Origin of the sequence: Actinomadura harenae, assembly GCF_003696215.1 — a bacterium.
Lineage (GTDB): Bacteria > Actinomycetota > Actinomycetes > Streptosporangiales > Streptosporangiaceae > Spirillospora > Spirillospora harenae.
Window position 1 is genome coordinate 140,883 of sequence record NZ_RFFG01000001.1, and the last position, 17,715, is coordinate 158,597.

Below are 17,715 nucleotides of genomic sequence, written 5' to 3' on the forward strand. Positions count from 1 at the left end.
GGCCGCCCGGCCGGACCCGGGGCGCGCCGAGCATGTGCCCGGCCAGCACGTGCACACTGACCGGCGCGATCAGGGGTCAGAGGTCGGGGTCGTCGCCGATGACCTTGCCCGGGTTGAACAGGCCGAGCGGGTCGAGCGCGTCCTTCACGGCCTTCTGCATGGCCCGGACGCCGACCGGCAGCTCACGCTGCATGCCGCGCCGTTTCAGCAGGCCGACGCCGTGCTCGCCGGTGACCGTCCCGCCGAGGTCGAGGGCGGCGGTGAGCAGCTCCTCGAACGCGTCCTGCGCGGCCTCGCGGGCGGCGTCGTCGCCGGGCGGGGTGATGAGGAGCGGGTGCAGGTTGCCGTCGCCCGCGTGCGCGATCGTCGCGATCCGGACGCCGTGCCGCCGCCCGATCTCCTCGGTGCGCTCGAGCATCTCCGGGACGCGCGACCGCGGCACGCAGACGTCCTCGGTCAGCAGCGGGCCGAGCCGCTCCAGCGCCGGATAGGCCAGCTTCCGCGCCTGGAACAGCGCCTCCGCCTCGACCGGGTCGGTGGACTGCTCCGCCCACACCGCGCCGCCGTCCCGGAACGCCGCCGCGACCGCCGCGGCCTCCTCGTCCCCGGACGCGCCCGGCGCGTCGACGCTCGCGAGCAGCATCGCCTCGGCGGACGGCTCGATCCCCAGGTGCTTCCACTTCTCGACCGCCTCCAGGCAGAACCGGTCGAGCAGCTCCAGCGCGGCCGGGACGAGCCCGCGCGCCGTGACCTCGGCGACGGCGCGTCCGGCGGAGACCAGGTCGCCGAACGCGCCGACGACCGTGCGCGGCGCGTCCCGGCGGGCCGGACGCAGCCGCAGCGTCACCTCCGTGACGACGCCGAGCGTGCCCTCCGACCCGACGAACAGGCCGGTCAGGTCGTATCCGGCGACGCCCTTGGTCGTCCGGCGGCCGAACCGGAGCCGCGTGCCGTACGCGCCGCCCGGCCCGCCGACGACGGCCTCCATGCCGAGCACGTAGTCGCGGGTCACGCCGTACTTCAGGCAGCACAGGCCGCCCGCGTTCGTCGCCACGTTCCCGCCGATCGTGGACCACGGCGAGCTCGCGGGGTCCGGCGGGTACCAGAGCCCCTCCGCGGCGACGGCCGCCTTGAGCTCGTCGTTCACCACGCCCGGCTGGACGACCGCGACCATGTTCTCCCCGTCGACGTCCACGATCGCGTTCATGCGCGACAGGTCGAGCACCAGGCAGCCGTCCACGGCGTTCGCGCCGCCCGACAGGCCGGTGCCCGCGCCGCGCGGCACCACCGGGATCCCGAGCTCCGCGCACGCGGCGACGGCCCGCGACACCTCGCCCGCCGACGCGGCGCGCAGCGCGGCGGCCGGAACGCCCGCCGGCGCCCACTCCGCCTCGTCGTGCCCGAGGCCCGCCAGCACGTCGGCGTCGGTGACCAGGGTGCTGCCGGGCAGGGCCCGGGCCAGCCGCTCAGCGGACACGGCGTCCCTCACTCTCACTCAGGGGCTCGTCCACGCTACCGGCCGCGACGTCCGGCGTCCGCTTACCGGACGGCGCGCGCCGCGTCCCCCGCATGGCTACGGTGACCGGGTGGACCAGCTGACGGTGGTACGAGAACTCACCCGGACGACATCGCCGCCGCTGGTGCCGGAGGTGCGGCTGCGGCTCGCCGAGGAGCCGTTCGCGGCCTGGGCCGCCACCCGCGCCGAGGACCCGCCGTTCTGGGCCTTCGCCTGGGCGGGCGGGCAGGCGCTCGCCCGGTTCGTCCTCGACCGTCCCCACCTCGTCGCCGGACGCCGCGTCGCCGACATCGCCAGCGGGTCCGGCCTGGTCGCGATCGCGGCGTGCCTCGCGGGTGCGAGCCGCGTCACCGCCTGCGACGTGGACCCGCTGTCCCTGTCCGCGATCGGCGAGAACGCCGCGCTGAACGGCGTCGCGCTCGACGCCGTCCAGTGCGACGTCACGAAGGATCCGCCGGACGACGCGGACGTCGTCCTCGCCGGGGACGTCTGCTACGACCCCGACATGGCGCCGCCCATGCTCGCCGTCCTCCGGGCCTGCGCGGCACGCGGCGCGCACGTCCTGGTCGGCGACCCGCGCCGCGCCTACCTGCCGCGCGGCCTGGAGGCCGAGGCCGAGTACGACGTCCCGGACACCGGCAACCTCGAGGAACGCGACACGACCAGGGCGGCCGTCTTCCGCCTCCACGCGACCGCCTGACCAGCGCGGCGGCCCGGCGTCAGCCGCCGAACTCGCCGCGCCCGAGGGTCGCCAGCTCGTCGGCGCGCTCGTTGCCGGGGTCGCCCGCGTGGCCCTTCACCCAGAACCACTCGACCTCGTGCCGCTTCACGGCCTCGTCGAGCCGCCGCCACAGGTCGGCGTTCTTGACGGGCTTGCGCCCGGACGTCTGCCAGCCGTTCCGCTTCCAGGAGTGCATCCACTGCGTGATGCCCTGCCGGACGTACTGGCTGTCGGTGTGCAGGTGCACCAGGGACGGACGCCGGAGGTGTTCGAGGGCCTCGATCGCGGCCGTCAGTTCCATCCGGTTGTTGGTGGTGTCGGGCTCGCCGCCGTGCAGTTCCTTCACGTGCGGCCCGTACCGGAGCACCACGCCCCAGCCGCCCGCGCCCGGGTTCGGGCTGCATCCGCCGTCGGTGTGGATGATCACGGGTTCGGACAACACGGCTCCAGCGGACGGGCGATCGACGCGGGCCAGATTACCCTCCCGCCCGGCCGGGCCCGCCGCACTGCCACCACGCATTAGGGTATGCGGAGACCATCTGCGCGGAGTCGATATGGAAGGCGACGATATGGAACCCGACGACAGCCCCGGCTACCTGCTGTGGCGCGCGACGCTGAGCTGGCAGCGCCGGATCACGGCCACGCTGGCCCCGTTCTCGCTCACCCACGTCCAGTTCGTGCTGCTCGCGAGCCTGTGGTGGCTCGACCGTGAGGGCGTCCGGCCGAACCAGCTGACCCTCGCCCAGCACGCCGACACCGACGTGAAGATGACGTCCCAGGTCGTCCGGCGGCTGGAGGACAAGGGCCTGCTCGTCCGCGAGACCGACGCCGCCGACACGCGCGCCAAGCGGCTGCGCATCACCGACACGGGCCGGGTCCTCGCACAGGAGGCGATCGCCGCCGTCGAGGCGGCCGACACGGCGTTCTTCTCCGCCGTGCCCGACCGGGACGCCCTGCTCACCACCCTGCGCCCGCTCGCGGGCCGCCGCGACTGACCCCGCCCCCGCCCCTGGCCTGCTCCCTGCCCGTTCCCGTCCCGCTCAGTTCAGGGAGGCCGGGTTGGCCGCGCGTCCCTCGGTGCTGAGCAGGACGACCGTCCCCTGCCGGGGCAGGCGCGGGAGCGCGGCGCGCACCCCGGCGAGGGACGCCGCGCCGCACGGGCCCGCGTCGACGCCGAGGTCCGCCAGGTCGCCGACCGCGCGCGCGGCCTCGGCGTCGGAGACCGCGACGGCCGCGTCCACCCCGCCGCGCAGGAACGGCCAGGCGCTCTCGGACGGCGTGGTGCAGTTGAGGCCCGCCATGATCGTCCGTCCGGGCGGCGTCTCGGCGCGGCGGCCCGCGCGGAGCGAGGCGAGCAGGCTCGCCGCCGCGTCCGGCTCGACCGACAGCAGCACCGGACGCGGCCCCGGACCGCTCCGGTAGTGCGTCACGGCCGCCTGCGCGAGCGACCCGACGCCGACCGGGACCGCGACGAGGTCCGGCGCCCCGCCGAGCCGCTCGTCGATCTCGGTGAACAGCGTCGTGTACCCCTCGCAGATCCAGTGCGGGACGTCGGTGTAGCCGGGCAGGCCCATGTCCTGGACGAGCAGCCCGCCCGACGCCGCGGCGAGCCGCACGGCCTCGTCGTACGGGACGTCCAGCGCCGTCACCTTCGCGCCCTCGCCCGCGATCGCCGCGACCGCGGACGGGTGCACCCCGCTCGCGACCAGGACGTGCGCGGACACCCCGTACACCCGCGCCATGTGCGCGACGGCGCGCCCGTGGTTGCCGTCCGTCGCGGTGACGAGCCGGACGGGACCGCGCGCGACGATCGCCGCCCGCACGTCGTCCCGCGTCGCGTCGGCGGGCAGCCCGTAGTGCCCGGCCAGCGCGCGGTGCACGCCCCACGACGCGCCGAGGATCTTGAACGCGGGCAGCCCCATCCGGGACGACTCGTCCTTCACCAGGAGCCGGCCGACGCCGAGTTCGGCGGCCAGGGCGGGCAGCTCGACCAGGGGCGTCGGCGCGTATCCGGGGAGCGCGGCGTGGAAGGCGCCGACCTCGCGGGCGGGCGGCGGGCAGGTCCAGGAACGTGCCGCCGGATCGGTGAACCAGTCGGAGGAGGTCGTGGCGTGAGGCGCGGACGGCTGCATGAGCACGACGATCCCGCAGCGCGTTTCCCCGGTCCAGCGCATACGCGCCCGCTTTCCCGCCCTCGACACGTCCGGCACAGCGCGCCGCCTACCGCTCGCGCACCCGACCGCCACCGGACACGGCCGTCTCACCCTGCGGACATGAGGGTCGGCTCCCATGTCGGATGCGGGTTTCCACCGATGCGGCAAACCCGCGCGGCCTGCACAGTCGATATCAGGAAAGCCGATATCAAGGTCTCGACCGAGAGGAGTCACCACATGCGCCGCTCCCGTTTCGCCGACCGTCCGGAGCCCAGGGTCGCGCCCCGCACCCTCTCCGAACTCCTGGCGACCGACGCGCCCGCCGACGCGCTCGCCGACGAGCGGAGGCCCGCCGCACACCGGCGGACGCGCCGCCGGGCACGCGCACCGCGCACTCTTCGCAACACCACGTGATCACAGACCGGCCGGGCGAACTATGCTGAACCGGTGCGCGCTGAACGGGATCTGGCCGAACGGGATCTGAGTGGCGGAGGCGCCGGCGACCGCGAACCCGGCGACCGGGAGCCCGGTGACCAGGAGTCCGGAGGCCCGGAGTCCGGTGGCCGGGAGTACCGGCTCGGCGAGCTCGCCGAGGCCGCGGGACTGCCGGTCCGGACGCTCCGCTACTACCAGGAGCGCAAGCTCCTGCCGCCGCCGCGCCGCACCGGACGGATCGGCCTGTACTCCGAGGAGCACCTCGCGCGGCTCCGGATGATCGGCGGCCTGCTCGACCGCGGCCACACCCTGGAGGGCATCCGGGAACTGCTGTCGGCGTGGGAGCAGGGCCGCGACATCCACAGCGTCCTCGGCGTCGAGCGGGCCGTCACCGACCCGTGGTCGCGCGAGGAGCCGCTGACCCTGACCTACGACGAGCTCGACGCGATGTTCCCCGGGCAGATCACCCGCGAGCGGCTGCGCGCGGTCGCCGACGCCGGACTGCTCGAGGTGGACGGCGACCGCGTCACGCACTGGAGCCGCCGCCACTTCGAGGCGTCGGTCGCCTTCGTCCAGGCGGGCGTGCCGATCGAGGAGGTCCTCGCCGCCGGGGTCGAGCTGCGCCGCAGGCTGGACGAGCTGGCCGCGCTGTTCGTCCGGCTGACCTCGCAGTACGTCGTCGGGGGCGCGGCCGGGCAGGACCCGGACGGGCTCGCCGAGACCCTCGCCCGGCTGCGTCCGGGCGCGCAGGTCACCGTCGAGGCCGGGTTCGCCGCCGCGATGGACCGGCAGGTCCGCGCGGAGATCGACCGCGTCCTCGGCGGCCTCGCCGCCCACTCGGACTGAGTTCATCGGTCTCCACCGATACCAAAGCGTTACCGCGCGCCTGACACATGTGGTGACAAACCATCTCTAGCGTGGCAGGGGTGACTCGACGCGTCCCGCGTGCGCTCACCGCCGCACTCCTCACCGCCGCGCTCACGTCCACCGCAGGAGCCGCCACGGCCGCTCCGGCGAAGGGCGTCCCTTCTACCTCTTCCGCCGCCGGCGTCTCGGCGTCCGGCGCGATCTGCTCCTCTTCCACCTCGCCGACGACCGCCAAGCGGGTCGGCGCCGCGATCGCCGCCGCCCTGCGCGGACGGTCCGGAACCGAGTCCGTCGCCGTCTACGACCTGAAGCGGAAGCTCTGGTGCGGTGTCGCGTCCGGCACCCACTACGACTCCGCGAGCACGGTCAAGGCGACCATCCTCGGCGCGCTCCTGCGCAAGGTGCTCGACGAGCGGCGTTCCATGACGTCGTCCGAGCTGTCCCTCGCCAAGAGCATGATCACCAAGTCGGACAACGCGGCCACGACCAAGCTCTGGAACCACGTCGGCCGCACCCGCATGCAGCGCTTCCTGGGCCAGGTGGGCATGACCCACACGAAGCTCGGATCCGGCGGCTACTGGGGGCTCACCCAGATCACCGCGCGGGACGAGATCGTCCTGCTGCGCAAGTTCACCGAGCCGAACAAGCTGCTCACCGACCACGCCCGCAAATACGCGCTCGGGCTGATGCACCAGGTCATCCCGTCGCAGCGCTGGGGCACGCCCGCGGGCACGCCGTCCGGGATCACCTGGCACGTCAAGAACGGCTGGCTGCCGCGCCACAACAAGTACTGGCGCGTGCACAGCATCGGCGCGTTCACCGGGAGCGGCCAGTCGTACACGATCGTCGTGCTGACCCGCGACACCCCGACGATGGGGTACGGCGTCACGACGATCGAACGCGTCGCGCGGGCCGTCCACCACGGGCTCAATCCGGGTCTGAAGAGCATGACGACCGACTCGGTGCCGGTCATCCCGTGGGAGCGGTCGGACGGATCGGTTCCGGCGAACGTCTGATCCCCGATACTGAGGGAATGGTCGACGAGGAGCGCTGGAAGGCGCGGTTCCGTGCCGCGCGGGTGAGTCTTCCCAGATGGGCGCGGGACGCGCCGCATCGGAGCACGTACCGGTCGAACGCGACCGGTACATGGGAGATCTACGTCTGGGACCGGGAGACCGGCGAGCGGCGTCAGGTCACCGACCGGGCGAACGGCACGTGGATGGGCGACGTCGACCCGTCCGGCCGGTGGGTGTGGTGGTTCGACGACACCGACGGCGACGAGTTCGGCGTCTGGAAGCGCATCCCGTTCACCGGTGAGGGGGACGCCGAGATCGCCGTCCCCGGGCTGGACGCGTCGTACCCGTCCGGGCTGGCGCTCGGCAGCCGCGGAACGGTGCTGGTCGGACGGTCCGGAGAGCACGGCAGCACGGTCCACCGCTACCGCGACGGCGAGCTCGCCGCGCTGTACGAGCACACCGAGGACGCGCACGTCGGCGCCCTCTCGCGGGACGAGTCGCTCACCGCGATCGGGCACAGCGAGCACGGCGACAGCCGCCACATGGCGATCCGCGTCGTCCGGACCGACGACGGCTCCACGGTCGGCGAGCTGTGGGACGGCCCGGGCAAGGGCGTGTACGCGGGCGGGTTCGCGCCGGTCGCGGGCGACACGCGGCTGCTGGTCAGCCACGAGCGGCGCGGCCGCGACGAGATCCTCCTGTGGGACCCGGTCGCCGGCGAGCAGCGCGAGATCACCTTCGACCTGCCCGGCGAGATCGACGCGACCTGGTTCCCGGACGGGACGGCGCTGCTGGTCACGCACTCGCACGAGGCCCGCGACGAGCTGTACCGGTACGACCTGTCGTCCCGGGAGCTGACCCGGATCGAGACGCCGCGCGGGTCGATCGGCGGGGCCGCGGCCCGCCCGGACGGCACGGTCGAGTTCTCCTGGTCGTCGGCGGCCGAGCCGCCGGTGATCCGGTCGTCGTCGGGCGGGGTCGTGCTGGCGCCGGAGGGCCCGGCCGCGCCGTCGTCGGTGCCGGTCGAGGACGCGTGGGTGGACGGTCCCGGCGGCCGGATCCACGCGCTGGTGTGCCGTCCGGCCGAGGGCGAGGGGCCGTTCCCGACGGTGTTCGACGTCCACGGCGGGCCGACCGCGCAGGACGACGACTCGTTCGTTCCGGCCGTCGCCGCGTGGGTGGACCACGGGTTCGCGGTCGTCCGGGTCAACTACCGGGGCTCGACCGGGTACGGCTCGGCCTGGCGGGACGCGATCGAGGGACGCGTCGGGCTCACCGAGCTGGAGGACGTCCGGGCGGTCCGCGACTGGGCGGTCGCGTCCGGGCTCGCGGACCCGGACCGGCTGGTCCTGACCGGCGGTTCGTGGGGCGGGTTCCTCACCCTGCTCGGCGTCGGCACGCGGCCGGACGACTGGACGGTGGCGGTCGCGGCCGTCCCGGTCGCCGACTACGTCGCCGCGTTCGAGGACGAGATGGAGGCGCTCCAGGCGTTCGACCGGTCCCTGTTCGGCGGGTCGCCCGAGGAGGTTCCGGACAAATACCGCGAATCATCCCCGATCACCTACGTCGAGCAGGTGCGGGCGCCGGTGCTGGTCCTGGCCGGGGAGAACGACCCGCGCTGCCCGATCCGGCAGATCGACAACTACCTCGGAAGGCTCGCCGAACTGGGCCGTCCGCACGAGGTCTACCGCTACGACGCCGGGCACGGATCGCTGGTCGTCGAGGAGCGGATCAAGCAGATGGAAGCGGAGATCGGCTTCGCCTTGAAGAATCTCTAACAGATCACCTCCGGAAGGCCGGCCCCCTTCCAGAACCCCTCAGGGACCGGCTTTCTCGACATTCCGGACACCCGTCCCGGCGTCTCGCCGGGACGGCCCCGGACGGCGATCTTGTTTGGCGGCCGGGCGGCACGGGAATCGTTCCGCCCGAATGCCGCACGGCGCCCGAAGCGCCGTCCCCCCCGGCGGTGACCGCCAAGCCGGGAGGACCTGGTGAGAAAGCGGATCATCTGCGGGCTGGCCATGGCCGTCCTGCCGGTCGCGGCCGTGACCGCGTCCGTGCCGTCCTGGCCGCATCTCCCGCCGTTGACGCCCCGCGCCATGGCGTCGGACGGCCGGACACACCCGCACAGGCACCCGGAAGGCCGGACACCGCGCCCGGAAACCCGGAAGTCGCACTCCGACGCCCGGAGGTCCCAGCGGATGCTCCCGGCGGCCCGCAGGTCCCAGGCCCGCCTGGCCCTGATCGCCGCCTGGAGACCGCGAGCGCACCTGGACCGCTCGTCGGATCGCGAACCGGACGGACGGCATACCGCGTCCGCGTTCGCCCTGGGCGACCTGCCCAGACGCCTGTCGGACCTGACCGCGCGCATGGCCCACGCCGCCCGCGGGATCCGGCTCTCGCAGGGGACGGCCGAACGGATGCTGTTCGCGCACCACATCCGCTGGCGCTCCAACGGGCACTGCGAGAACCGCGCGAACCCGTCCTGCACGTCCTTCCAGGGGCTGCTGCACGGCTCGCTGGACGACCTGTTCGCCTTCGCCCGGCTCAGCCGCTGCCCGCTCACCGTCTCCGGGGGAACCGAGCGCGGGCACGCGCGGGGCCGGCTCAGCCACGGCACCGGCCACAAGCTCGACGTGATGCCGACCAGGTGCCTGGACCGCTTCATCCCCCGCCGCTTCCGCTACATCGGACTGCGCGGGGACGGCGCGGAGCTCTACCGCTCCCACACGGGCGACGTCTTCGCCCGCGAGCCGAGCCATTGGGACATCCTCATGCCGTGACTCTTCCCGATAACGGCTCCGGGGTCAGGCGCGGACGTCGCGGATGATCCCCACCAGGTCGCGGGTCACGGACTTGAACCCCGGCAGCCGGGACATCGAGACCATCTTGTTCACCAGCGGGACCGTCCGGTCCACGAGCAGGAAGGTCTTGCGGCAGCCGTCGGACGAGTCGTGCACCCAGTACAGGACGATGCCCATCGAGTACAGCCAGAGCAGCTCGGGGAGCTCGGCGCGGAAGTCGTCGTCGATCTTCAGGCTGGAGCCGTCCACGACCTCGCGGTACAGCGCGACGGCGGCGGAGCGGGCGGACCCGGACTCGGAGCTGAACGGGTTGAGCGGGCTGTCGGGCTCGGCGGCGAACTTGAAGAACTTCCCGGCGAACTCGTGGTACGGGATCATCGTCTCCACGCGGGCGCGCAGCACGCCGCGCAGCCGGGCGGCGAAGTCGCGCTCGCGCGCGAGGACGGCCCGGCAGGCCTCCTCGTGCTCCTCCTGCAGCTGGTCGTAGTACGCCTGGAGCAGCTCCTCCTTGGAGCCGAAGTAGTAGTAGGCGTTCCCGACCGCGACCCCCGCCTCCTTGGCGATGGCCCGCATCGTCGTCGCCTCGTATCCGCGCTCCCGGAAGAGGCGGAGCGCGGTCTGGACGATCTGTGTCCGGGTCTCGGACCTGACGGCTCTGGTCTCGGTCACGTCCTCACCCTAAAGGCCGATGAACGCACTTCGCCGTCGCCCTCGACGCGAATTTGCCGGGCCGGGACGTGGGGGTTCACGTCCCGGCCCGGCCCGGCCCGGCCCGGCAGCGGGTCCCGCCCGCGATCGTCGCGGCTCACGCGTGCGCGGGGACACCGGCCGGGGCCGGGTACTCCTTGAGGTCGATGGACGTCGCGGCCTTCGTGGTCAACTTGTCCAGGATCCGCAGCAGCGGACCGGCGGTCAGCACCTTGTAGATCCGGGTGCGGCGGCGCAGGCTGCGCGCGGTCCTCGGCGCGAAGAACGGCCCGACGCCCCCGGCGACCTGCTGGCACGCCTTGGTGAGCTTGCGGATCGCGTCCTCGTAGGCGGGGAACGCGACCCGGTGGTCGCCGCCCGCGGCCGCCAGCTCCCCGGCGAGGACGTAGGCGCAGACGACCGCGAGCCCGGTGCCCATGCCGCCGCAGGTCGCGCCGTATCCGGCGTCGCCGAGCAGCGCGATCCGGCCCTTCGTCCAGGTCTTCATCCGGACGACGCTGACCGAGTCGTGGTAGAAGTACGGCGCGTTCGCCAGGTCGCCGAGGACGTCCGCCGCATGCCAGCCCATTCCGGCGAACCGCTCCGCGACCAGGCGCTTCTGCCCCTCCAGGTCGCGCCGGTCGACGCCCGGGCCCTCTCCGGCGGCGTACACGCACATCACGTTCGCGGACGTCCCGCCGTCCAGCGGGTAGACCGACAGGCCGCGTCCGGGCTCGCTGTAGAGGAGGGCGTCGCGCTCCAGCCGGAGCCGGTTCGGCGCGTTGAAGATCGCCACGTTGTACCCCGAGTCCCGCACGAACCGCGCCTCGTCCCCGAAGGTCAGCCGCCGGACGTTGGAGTGCAGCCCGTCCGCGCCGATGACCAGGTCGAACCACTCGGGGGCGCTCCGCTCGAAGGACGCGTGCACACCGTCCCCGGTCTCCCGGAGCGAGGTGATCGAGTCGTCGAAGACGTAGCGGGCGGCGTCCTTCGTCCGCTCGTACAGGATCCGCGCGAGGTCGCCGCGCTGGATCTCGACCTGCCCGCCGGTGAACGAGTCGGGCAGCACCACCAGGTCGCCGCCGTCCCCGTCGATCAGGTGCAGCGGCCCGTTCTGGGTCTGGTGCGCGCGGATCTCGTCCAGGACGCCCATCTTCGTCAGGACGTCCATGTGGACGTGCCCGCGGAAGTCGACCGCCTGCCCGCCGGGCCGGATGCCGGACGCCCGCTCGACCACGGTCACCTCGTGCCCGTACCGGGTCAGCCAGAAGGCGAGGGACGGACCGGCGATGCTCGCGCCCGAGATCAGAACCTTCATGACGTGCTCCCTGTGTCGTCGTTCCTTGCGATGACACAGAGGCTCGCCGGGCCCGCTGACCGTCCGCGCACCACCCGCTGACAAGGCGAAGGGCCGCCCGGTCAGCCGGACGGCCCTTCACGAAACCGCAGGTCAGCGGCCGGTGCCTCCGTAGACGACGGCCTCGATCTGCTCGGCGTCGAGGTCGAACGCGCGGTGCGCGGAGGCGACGGCGGTGTCCACGTCGTCCTGCGCGACCACGACCGAGATCCGGATCTCCGAGGTGGAGATCATCTCGATGTTGACGCCCGCGTCGGCGATCGCGCCGAAGAACTTCGCGGTGACGCCGGGGTGCGAGCGCATGCCCGCGCCGATCAGCGACACCTTGCCGATCCGGTCGTCGAACCGCAGCGACTCGAAGCCGATCCGGTCCTTCAGCTTGTTCAGCGAGGTCAGCGCGGCCTGCCCGTCGGTCACCGGCAGCGTGAAGGAGATGTCGGTGCGCCCGGTGGACGCCGCGGACACGTTCTGCACGATCATGTCGATGTTGATCTCGGCCTCGGACAGCGCCGAGAAGATCGAGGCGGCCTCGCCGACCTTGTCCGGCACCCCCACCACGGTGATCTTGGCCTCGCTCCGGTCGTGCGCGACGCCGGAGATGATCGCCTGCTCCATCTCGTGCCCTTCGATCTCGCTGCTGTCGACGACCCAGGTCCCCTCCTTCGTGGAGAAGGAGGACCGCACGTGGATCGGCATGTTGTAACGGCGCGCGTACTCGACGCAGCGCAGGTGCAGGATCTTGGCCCCGGACGCGGCCATCTCCAGCATCTCCTCGTAGGAGATGCGCGGGATGCGCTGCGCGGCCGGGACGATCCGCGGGTCGGCGGTGAACACGCCGTCCACGTCGGTGTAGATCTCGCAGACGTCGGCGTCGAGCGCCGCGGCGAGCGCGACGGCCGTGGTGTCCGAGCCGCCGCGGCCGAGCGTGGTGATGTCCTTGGTGCCCTGGGACACGCCCTGGAACCCGGCGACGATGCAGATCGAGCCCTCGGCCAGGGCGGTCTGGATCCGGCCCGGCGTGACGTCGATGATCTTCGCCCGGCCGTGCGCGCCGTCGGTGATCACGCCGGCCTGCGAGCCGGTGAACGAACGGGCCTCGTGGCCCAGGTTGGAGATCGCCATGGCGAGCAGCGCCATCGAGATGCGCTCGCCGGCGGTGAGCAGCATGTCCAGCTCGCGCCCGGGGGGCAGCGGAGACACCTGCTTCGCCTTGTCGATCAGGTCGTCGGTCGTGTCGCCCATCGCGGACACCACGACGACGACGTCGTTGCCCGCCTTCCGGGTCGCCACGATCCGCTGGGCCACCGCCTTGATGCGCTCGGCATCGGCGACGGAGGAGCCACCGTACTTCTGCACGACAAGGGCCACGGGCAGCGCTCCTCGGGTTCGGGGATCAGGGCTTGCCGTCGAGAGTCTACCGAGGTTGGACGGTGTCATTACGACCAGGTAACTGTCAGCCTGAGATGAATCGTCCACATGTTGAGATGCGCATCATTCGGACGGCTTCCGCCAGATGATGCTGTACCGCCACAAGAGGTGCCTTCGGTACTCGGCCCCGGGCAGGATCCCGGCGGTCAGCGCCCGCATCTCCCGGTAGGTGACCGGCGGCGGCCACACGGTCGGGGACGGGTGCTCCCAGTGCCCCTTCCGCGCCCGGTACGCGTACCCGGCGCCCAGCGCGGCCAGGACGAGCGGCAGGTCCCTGGGCAGCTCGTTCCGGGCGAGGCCGACCACGGCCACCACCCCGCCGGGACGGACCAGATCCCGCATCCGGGACAGGCCGGTGGCGGCGTCCATGTGGTGCAGGGTCGCCACGGACGCGACGACGTCGAACGACGCGGGCTCGAAGGGATGATCGAGGAAGTCGCCGAGGACGTAGTCGATCTCGTCCGGGTGGGCGCGGGCCTGCTCGATGCTGGGCCCGTCGAGGTCGACGCCCATGACCTCCGGGACCGTCCGGCGGAGCGCGCGGGCCAGCATCCCCTCACCGCAGCCCACGTCGAGCGCGGTCCGCGCGCCCTCGGGAACGGCCCCGAGGATGCGCGGGTGGTAGTGGATGTTGTGGTTCCACCGTTCGTCGCGTCCCATCCCGACCGCCTCCCCGCCGCTGCGATGTCTCCCCGACGAGGCTGCCAGAAACACAGCGCGGACGAAGGCGATCTCGGCGTCGCCACGGAACCCGCCGTCCCGGGACGTCAGGCGGCGGCCTGGACGGTCGCGATCTTGGAGGGCACCGCGGCGCCCGTGAGGCCGAGGACGCGGAAGGTGACACGCTGGTCGAACCAGAGCAGGCCCACGGTGACCGCCGCCATCGTCAGGCCGAGCGCCAGGTGCAGCGCCGGGCTCGTGACCTGGGCCCCGACCGCGCCGAGCACGAGGTGCACCCCGAACCGCAGGCCGATCAGCGCGAAGAAGATCTTCCGCGTCCGGCTGTTCTTCAGCATCGCCTTGACGAGCCGCCTGCGCCGCCGCAGGACGGTCAGCCCGACGGCCATGTTGACCGCGCCGAGGGCCGCGAGCACCATCCAGGCGCCGTCCCACGCCTTGAGCAGGTCGTACGCCGCCCCCATCGTCCCCTCGAAGGCGAAGAACCAGATCGGAAGGGGCTTGATGTCGTTCTGCCCGAGGGTCTCGCTCATGTCCTGCTCCAGGGTCCGTGTCCGCGTCCTGCCGACCCCTGAATCCTGTCGCGCGGGCCCCGTCCGGCGGCAGGAACATCCCTCCGCTCCTCGACGGTACAAATGTCACGGTCGCCGTAAGGCGAGGCGGATTTGTCGGTGGCGTGCGGCAGGATCGCGCCCGTGAGAATCACCAACCCTCAGGTGGTCGGCCACACCTTCCTGGACGGCATGCTCGGCGACGGCTACTACCCCGATCACCTGGTCGCGAAGGGCCAGGGGATCCTGCGGAGGCTGTGCGGCCGGATCGAGGCCGATCCTCCCGCCGACCTTCCCGCGCTGTACGCCCTCACGCACGCCGCGACCGAGAGCTTCAACGACCTCCAGGACGAGTTCTTCGACGCCGACAGCGAGATCGAGACGGTCGCCCGGGATCACATCGCGTCCGACTTCTACTTCGTCGCCGAGTCCTACGGCTTCAAGGACGCCGACATCGAGGAACTCGTCGCCACACGCGACTGGTGACCGGCGTCCGCGCGACACGATGAATCTCCTTGGCCGGGGAAGCAGCGGATCGGGGGTGCCGGGCGTGTAAGTGGCGTGGAAAGCGACATGGTGGGAGCGATGCGCCCTCCCCGATCAAGCACGCACGAGCGTGAACGCGCAGACGAGCGTGAACGCGCGAACGACGCGCCGGCGGCCGAGCTGGTGAGACTGTTCCGCGAGCATCAGCTCGGGCTGGCGCGGACGGCCCTGATGATCGTCGGCGACCGGGCGACGGCCGAGGACGTGGTGCAGGACGCCTTCGTCGAGGCGCACCGCCGGATCGACCGGCTCCGTGACCCGGACCGGATGCTGCCCTACATCCGGGCCTCTGTGGTGAACCGGTGCCGGAGTGTCCTGCGGAGACGAAAACTCGCGTTCTCCATCGCGCGCGTGCACGAGCCTCCCGTGTGGTCGGCCGAGTCGGCCGCGATCCTCGGCGAGGAGCGCCGGGAGGTGTTCCTCGCCTTACAGGGCCTCCCGCGCCGCCAGCGCGAAGCCCTGGTGCTGCGCTACTACCTGGACCTGGGCGAGTCCGAGATCGCCGAGGTCATGGGGATTCGCGGCAGCACCGTCAGGTCCACCACCGCGCGGGCGCTCGCCGCGCTCGCCACGCGCCTCGGGGAGAGCCATGACCAGGACTGAAGAACGCCTCCGCGACGCCTTCCAGGGCGCCGCCGAGACCATCCGGCCCGGATCCCTCACGCCGCTCACCGTCCCGTCACGGGGGCGGGCACGGGCGCGGGCGCGCCGGAGCTGGGGCGTGCCGGTCGTCGTGGCCGGGGCGCTCGGGCTCATCCTGGTCGGCACGTCGCTGCTGGGCGGGAGGATGTCGCCCCGTCCGGCCGCCGGTCCGCGGATCCTCGCGGGCGCGCCCGACCACGTGCTCGCGATCCGCGACGGCCGCGCCCTCGTCGAGGACGGCGCCGGACACGCGATCGCGCGGATCAGCGGCGAGCACTACGAGGCCGTCGCGGGGACGGGCGACGGACGCGTGTTCTTCCTCGCGACGGCGTCAGGGAAGAACACCCACACCTTCTACCGCGTCACCCTCGCGGCGAACGGCACCCCGTCGAGTCCCGAGATGGTCCGGACGGACGACCCCGTCCAGATGGACTCCGGGCTCGGGAAACCGGAGCGGTTCGCGGCCAACCGGGACGGCTCCAAGCTCGCCCTCGTCGGCGCGAACGGCGGACGGTCCGAGATCACGCTCATCGACGTTCGCACCGGTGGTCAGCACAGCATGGAAGAGGTCGGCCGCGCCCTTCCGGCCACCAGCGCCACCTGGGCGCCCGACAACCGGACCCTCGGCTACATCGCCGAAGGAAAGGACGGCCGGCCGCCCGCCCTGTACCTGCTCGACACGAACACGGACCGGCTCACCCCGCGCCTCCTGCGGAGCGCCACGATGCCGGACGACGCGCTGATCAACGTCTTCGTCGTCGACCCGGACGGCACCACGCTGACCGCCCAGGTGCAGGGCGCCAAGCACGGCCCCCGGGACGACGCCGACTACCGGCTCGTCCGGCTCTCCGCGACGACCGGGCGGCCGACCGGCTGGACGGCCCGGCTGCCCAGCGACTCGTTCTTCGTCAAGCCGGACACGACCGGACGGCACTTCCTGCAGATCATCGACGGACGCCTCGGACGCGTCGACGACGGCCGCTTCTCCTGGGTGTCGCGGGCGACCGACTACACCGACGCCGCCTGGTAGCGACCACGCCGGTTCGGCGGCGTCCGCCCGGCCCGCTGGGCCGACGCCGCCGTTCAGCCCGCTACCGCGGCCTCTTCGGAGACGTCGAGACGGGCGTTGGCGACGACCGCGTGCAGGGCGCGGAGCGCGGCCCCGGCGTGGTTGCCCCAGTGGTTGAAGTAGGAGTACTGCCACCACCAGAGCGCCTCGAGCGGACGTCCCTGCTGGTAGTGGCGCAGCCCGTGGACGAGATCGCTGGCGACGTCCACCAGGTCGTCCGACAGCCGGTAGGCGGTGGGCTCGGTGTCCTTGTAGGGGTCGAAGACCTCGACGTACTCGTCGAGGTCGTGGAGCCGTTCGGCGAGGCCCTGGCGGACCTGGTCGAGGTCCGGGTCGTCGCCGACCTCGGGCTCCCAGTTGTCCGGCAGGATCACGTCCGCGCTCGCGCCGAGCTGGGCGCCCGCCAGGATGACCTGGGACACCTCCAGCAGCAGCATCGGCACCGTGTGCGACCCGGCCTCGCCGCGCGCCACGGCCTCCAGCCCGCTCAGGTAGTTCTCCACGTGACAGGCCACGCGCTCGGCCAGGGTGTTCCAGTCCTGCGGGCTGTTGGGATCAGACATCGAGCAGCCTCCGTCCTTCGAAAGCGCGGCCCAGCGTGACCTCGTCCGCGTACTCCAGGTCGCCGCCCACCGGAAGGCCGCTGGCCAGACGGGTGACGGTGAGGCCCATGGGCTTCACGAGCCGCGCGAGGTAGGTGGCGGTGGCCTCCCCTTCCAGGTTGGGGTCGGTCGCCAGGATCAGCTCCTGCACCGTCCCGTCCGCGAGCCGCTGCATCAGTTCGCGGATCCGCAGGTCCTCGGGGCCGACGCCCTCGATCGGGCTGATCGCCCCGCCGAGCACGTGGTACCGGCCGCGGAACTCGCGGGTCTTCTCGATCGCGACCACGTCCTTGGACTCCTCGACCACGCAGATCACCTGCGGGTCGCGACGCGGGTCACGGCAGATGCGGCACTCCTCCTCCTCCGCGACGTTGCCGCACGTCTTGCAGAAGCGGACCTTGTCCTTGACCTCCTTGAGCGCCCGTCCGAGGCGCTCGACGTCGGCCGGGTCCGCGGCGAGGAGGTGGAAGGCGATCCGCTGCGCGCTCTTGGGGCCGACGCCGGGCAGGCGGCCCAGCTCGTCGATGAGATTCTGAACGACCCCTTCGTACAACGGTCGCGTCCTTCCTGGTCAGAGGTGGTGGGCCGGGTGCCCGCCCGCTCGAAGTCGATGCCGTGCCGCCGGGCCCGCGCGCCGCGCACG

The 17,715-nt window shown here is 72.6% G+C and carries 20 protein-coding genes; 10 read left to right on the forward strand and 10 right to left on the reverse strand.

Annotation, left to right across the window (positions count from 1 at the left end; all coding sequences use genetic code 11):
* Positions 1 to 76 precede the first annotated feature (76 nt).
* A complete protein-coding gene (locus tag EBO15_RS00590) occupies positions 77 to 1,477 on the reverse strand; it encodes an FAD-binding oxidoreductase (protein WP_122192366.1) in 1,401 nt (466 codons plus the stop codon).
* 109 nt (positions 1,478 to 1,586) lie between these two features.
* Between EBO15_RS00590 and EBO15_RS00595 the strand changes: the two genes are divergently transcribed.
* Entirely contained in the window at positions 1,587 to 2,216 is a 630-nt protein-coding gene (locus EBO15_RS00595) for a class I SAM-dependent methyltransferase (protein ID WP_122192274.1), read from the forward strand.
* A gap of 19 nt (positions 2,217 to 2,235) precedes the next feature.
* Here EBO15_RS00595 and rnhA read toward each other — a convergent pair whose 3' ends face one another.
* On the reverse strand, positions 2,236 to 2,676 hold the full coding sequence (gene rnhA / locus EBO15_RS00600) for a ribonuclease HI (RefSeq protein WP_233615837.1): 441 nt from the start codon (positions 2,674 to 2,676) through the stop codon (positions 2,236 to 2,238).
* A 115-nt stretch (positions 2,677 to 2,791) separates the two neighbouring features.
* On the opposite strand from rnhA, the gene EBO15_RS00605 reads away from it, so the two are divergent.
* Complete coding sequence (locus EBO15_RS00605; protein WP_199744252.1) at positions 2,792 to 3,232, forward strand: MarR family winged helix-turn-helix transcriptional regulator; 441 nt, start codon at positions 2,792 to 2,794, stop codon at positions 3,230 to 3,232.
* A 45-nt stretch (positions 3,233 to 3,277) separates the two neighbouring features.
* Here EBO15_RS00605 and EBO15_RS00610 read toward each other — a convergent pair whose 3' ends face one another.
* Entirely contained in the window at positions 3,278 to 4,411 is a 1,134-nt protein-coding gene (locus tag EBO15_RS00610; RefSeq protein WP_233615838.1) for a pyridoxal-phosphate dependent enzyme, read from the reverse strand.
* Positions 4,412 to 4,627: 216 nt separating this feature from the next.
* Between EBO15_RS00610 and EBO15_RS43970 the strand changes: the two genes are divergently transcribed.
* The 5 genes from EBO15_RS43970 (at position 4,628) to EBO15_RS00630 (ending at position 9,491) form a co-directional block, all read left to right on the forward strand.
* Positions 4,628 to 4,804, forward strand: a complete 177-nt coding sequence (locus EBO15_RS43970) for a hypothetical protein (RefSeq protein WP_158628089.1) — start codon at positions 4,628 to 4,630, stop codon at positions 4,802 to 4,804.
* A 33-nt stretch (positions 4,805 to 4,837) separates the two neighbouring features.
* Entirely contained in the window at positions 4,838 to 5,671 is an 834-nt protein-coding gene (locus EBO15_RS00615) for a MerR family transcriptional regulator (RefSeq protein ID WP_233615839.1), read from the forward strand.
* Positions 5,672 to 5,751: 80 nt separating this feature from the next.
* Complete coding sequence (locus tag EBO15_RS00620) at positions 5,752 to 6,708, forward strand: serine hydrolase (protein WP_233615840.1); 957 nt, start codon at positions 5,752 to 5,754, stop codon at positions 6,706 to 6,708.
* Between the two features lie 17 nt (positions 6,709 to 6,725).
* Positions 6,726 to 8,486 carry a S9 family peptidase gene (locus EBO15_RS00625; RefSeq protein ID WP_122192277.1) on the forward strand — a complete coding sequence of 587 codons (1,761 nt, stop codon included), beginning with the start codon at positions 6,726 to 6,728 and terminating at the stop codon, positions 8,484 to 8,486.
* 213 nt (positions 8,487 to 8,699) lie between these two features.
* Positions 8,700 to 9,491 carry a hypothetical protein gene (locus tag EBO15_RS00630; RefSeq protein WP_122192278.1) on the forward strand — a complete coding sequence of 264 codons (792 nt, stop codon included), beginning with the start codon at positions 8,700 to 8,702 and terminating at the stop codon, positions 9,489 to 9,491.
* Positions 9,492 to 9,515: 24 nt separating this feature from the next.
* Here EBO15_RS00630 and EBO15_RS00635 read toward each other — a convergent pair whose 3' ends face one another.
* The 5 genes from EBO15_RS00635 to EBO15_RS00655 form a co-directional block, all read right to left on the reverse strand.
* Positions 9,516 to 10,181, reverse strand: a complete 666-nt coding sequence (locus tag EBO15_RS00635) for a TetR/AcrR family transcriptional regulator (protein ID WP_122192279.1) — start codon at positions 10,179 to 10,181, stop codon at positions 9,516 to 9,518.
* A gap of 136 nt (positions 10,182 to 10,317) precedes the next feature.
* Entirely contained in the window at positions 10,318 to 11,517 is a 1,200-nt protein-coding gene (locus tag EBO15_RS00640; protein WP_122192280.1) for an FAD-dependent monooxygenase, read from the reverse strand.
* A 132-nt stretch (positions 11,518 to 11,649) separates the two neighbouring features.
* Positions 11,650 to 12,924 carry an aspartate kinase gene (locus EBO15_RS00645; RefSeq protein WP_122192281.1) on the reverse strand — a complete coding sequence of 425 codons (1,275 nt, stop codon included), beginning with the start codon at positions 12,922 to 12,924 and terminating at the stop codon, positions 11,650 to 11,652.
* A gap of 123 nt (positions 12,925 to 13,047) precedes the next feature.
* Positions 13,048 to 13,644 (reverse strand): class I SAM-dependent methyltransferase, encoded by a 597-nt coding sequence (locus EBO15_RS00650; RefSeq protein WP_122192282.1) that lies wholly within the window; start codon positions 13,642 to 13,644, stop codon positions 13,048 to 13,050.
* Between the two features lie 107 nt (positions 13,645 to 13,751).
* Positions 13,752 to 14,195, reverse strand: coding sequence for a hypothetical protein (locus tag EBO15_RS00655; RefSeq protein WP_199744253.1), 444 nt, complete (start codon positions 14,193 to 14,195; stop codon positions 13,752 to 13,754).
* Between the two features lie 162 nt (positions 14,196 to 14,357).
* Between EBO15_RS00655 and EBO15_RS00660 the strand changes: the two genes are divergently transcribed.
* The 3 genes from EBO15_RS00660 (at position 14,358) to EBO15_RS00670 (ending at position 16,431) form a co-directional block, all read left to right on the forward strand.
* The gene (locus tag EBO15_RS00660) at positions 14,358 to 14,699 is read left to right on the forward strand and encodes a DUF5713 family protein (protein WP_122192371.1); all 342 of its coding nucleotides are present in this window, start codon (positions 14,358 to 14,360) and stop codon (positions 14,697 to 14,699) included.
* Between the two features lie 99 nt (positions 14,700 to 14,798).
* Positions 14,799 to 15,362 (forward strand): RNA polymerase sigma factor, encoded by a 564-nt coding sequence (locus EBO15_RS00665; protein ID WP_122192372.1) that lies wholly within the window; start codon positions 14,799 to 14,801, stop codon positions 15,360 to 15,362.
* Positions 15,349 to 16,431, forward strand: coding sequence for a hypothetical protein (locus tag EBO15_RS00670; protein ID WP_122192283.1), 1,083 nt, complete (start codon positions 15,349 to 15,351; stop codon positions 16,429 to 16,431). Before EBO15_RS00665 ends, EBO15_RS00670 begins: the two co-directional genes overlap by 14 nt.
* Positions 16,432 to 16,484: 53 nt before the next feature.
* On the opposite strand, the gene EBO15_RS00675 is transcribed toward EBO15_RS00670, so the two are convergent.
* The gene (locus EBO15_RS00675) at positions 16,485 to 17,033 is read right to left on the reverse strand and encodes a DUF5063 domain-containing protein (protein ID WP_122192284.1); all 549 of its coding nucleotides are present in this window, start codon (positions 17,031 to 17,033) and stop codon (positions 16,485 to 16,487) included.
* Positions 17,026 to 17,625, reverse strand: coding sequence for a recombination mediator RecR (gene recR, locus EBO15_RS00680; RefSeq protein WP_122192285.1), 600 nt, complete (start codon positions 17,623 to 17,625; stop codon positions 17,026 to 17,028). The genes EBO15_RS00675 and recR overlap by 8 nt, the downstream gene beginning before the upstream one ends.
* Between the last annotated feature and the right edge of the window lie 90 nt (positions 17,626 to 17,715).

What these genes read in the sequence shown, in the direction of transcription:
- EBO15_RS00640 (WP_122192280.1), bottom strand. Translation starts at nt 11,517, where the DNA reads ATGAAGGTTCTGATCTCGGGCGCGAGCATCGCCGGTCCGTCCCTCGCC.
- EBO15_RS00610 (WP_233615838.1), bottom strand. Translation starts at nt 4,411, where the DNA reads ATGCGCTGGACCGGGGAAACGCGCTGCGGGATCGTCGTGCTCATGCAG.
- EBO15_RS00605 (WP_199744252.1), top strand. Translation starts at nt 2,792, where the DNA reads ATGGAAGGCGACGATATGGAACCCGACGACAGCCCCGGCTACCTGCTG.
- EBO15_RS00670 (WP_122192283.1), top strand. Translation starts at nt 15,349, where the DNA reads ATGACCAGGACTGAAGAACGCCTCCGCGACGCCTTCCAGGGCGCCGCC.
- EBO15_RS00655 (WP_199744253.1), bottom strand. Translation starts at nt 14,195, where the DNA reads ATGAGCGAGACCCTCGGGCAGAACGACATCAAGCCCCTTCCGATCTGG.
- EBO15_RS00625 (WP_122192277.1), top strand. Translation starts at nt 6,726, where the DNA reads ATGGTCGACGAGGAGCGCTGGAAGGCGCGGTTCCGTGCCGCGCGGGTG.
- EBO15_RS00675 (WP_122192284.1), bottom strand. Translation starts at nt 17,033, where the DNA reads ATGTCTGATCCCAACAGCCCGCAGGACTGGAACACCCTGGCCGAGCGC.
- EBO15_RS00650 (WP_122192282.1), bottom strand. Translation starts at nt 13,644, where the DNA reads ATGGGACGCGACGAACGGTGGAACCACAACATCCACTACCACCCGCGC.
- EBO15_RS43970 (WP_158628089.1), top strand. Translation starts at nt 4,628, where the DNA reads ATGCGCCGCTCCCGTTTCGCCGACCGTCCGGAGCCCAGGGTCGCGCCC.
- EBO15_RS00665 (WP_122192372.1), top strand. Translation starts at nt 14,799, where the DNA reads ATGCGCCCTCCCCGATCAAGCACGCACGAGCGTGAACGCGCAGACGAG.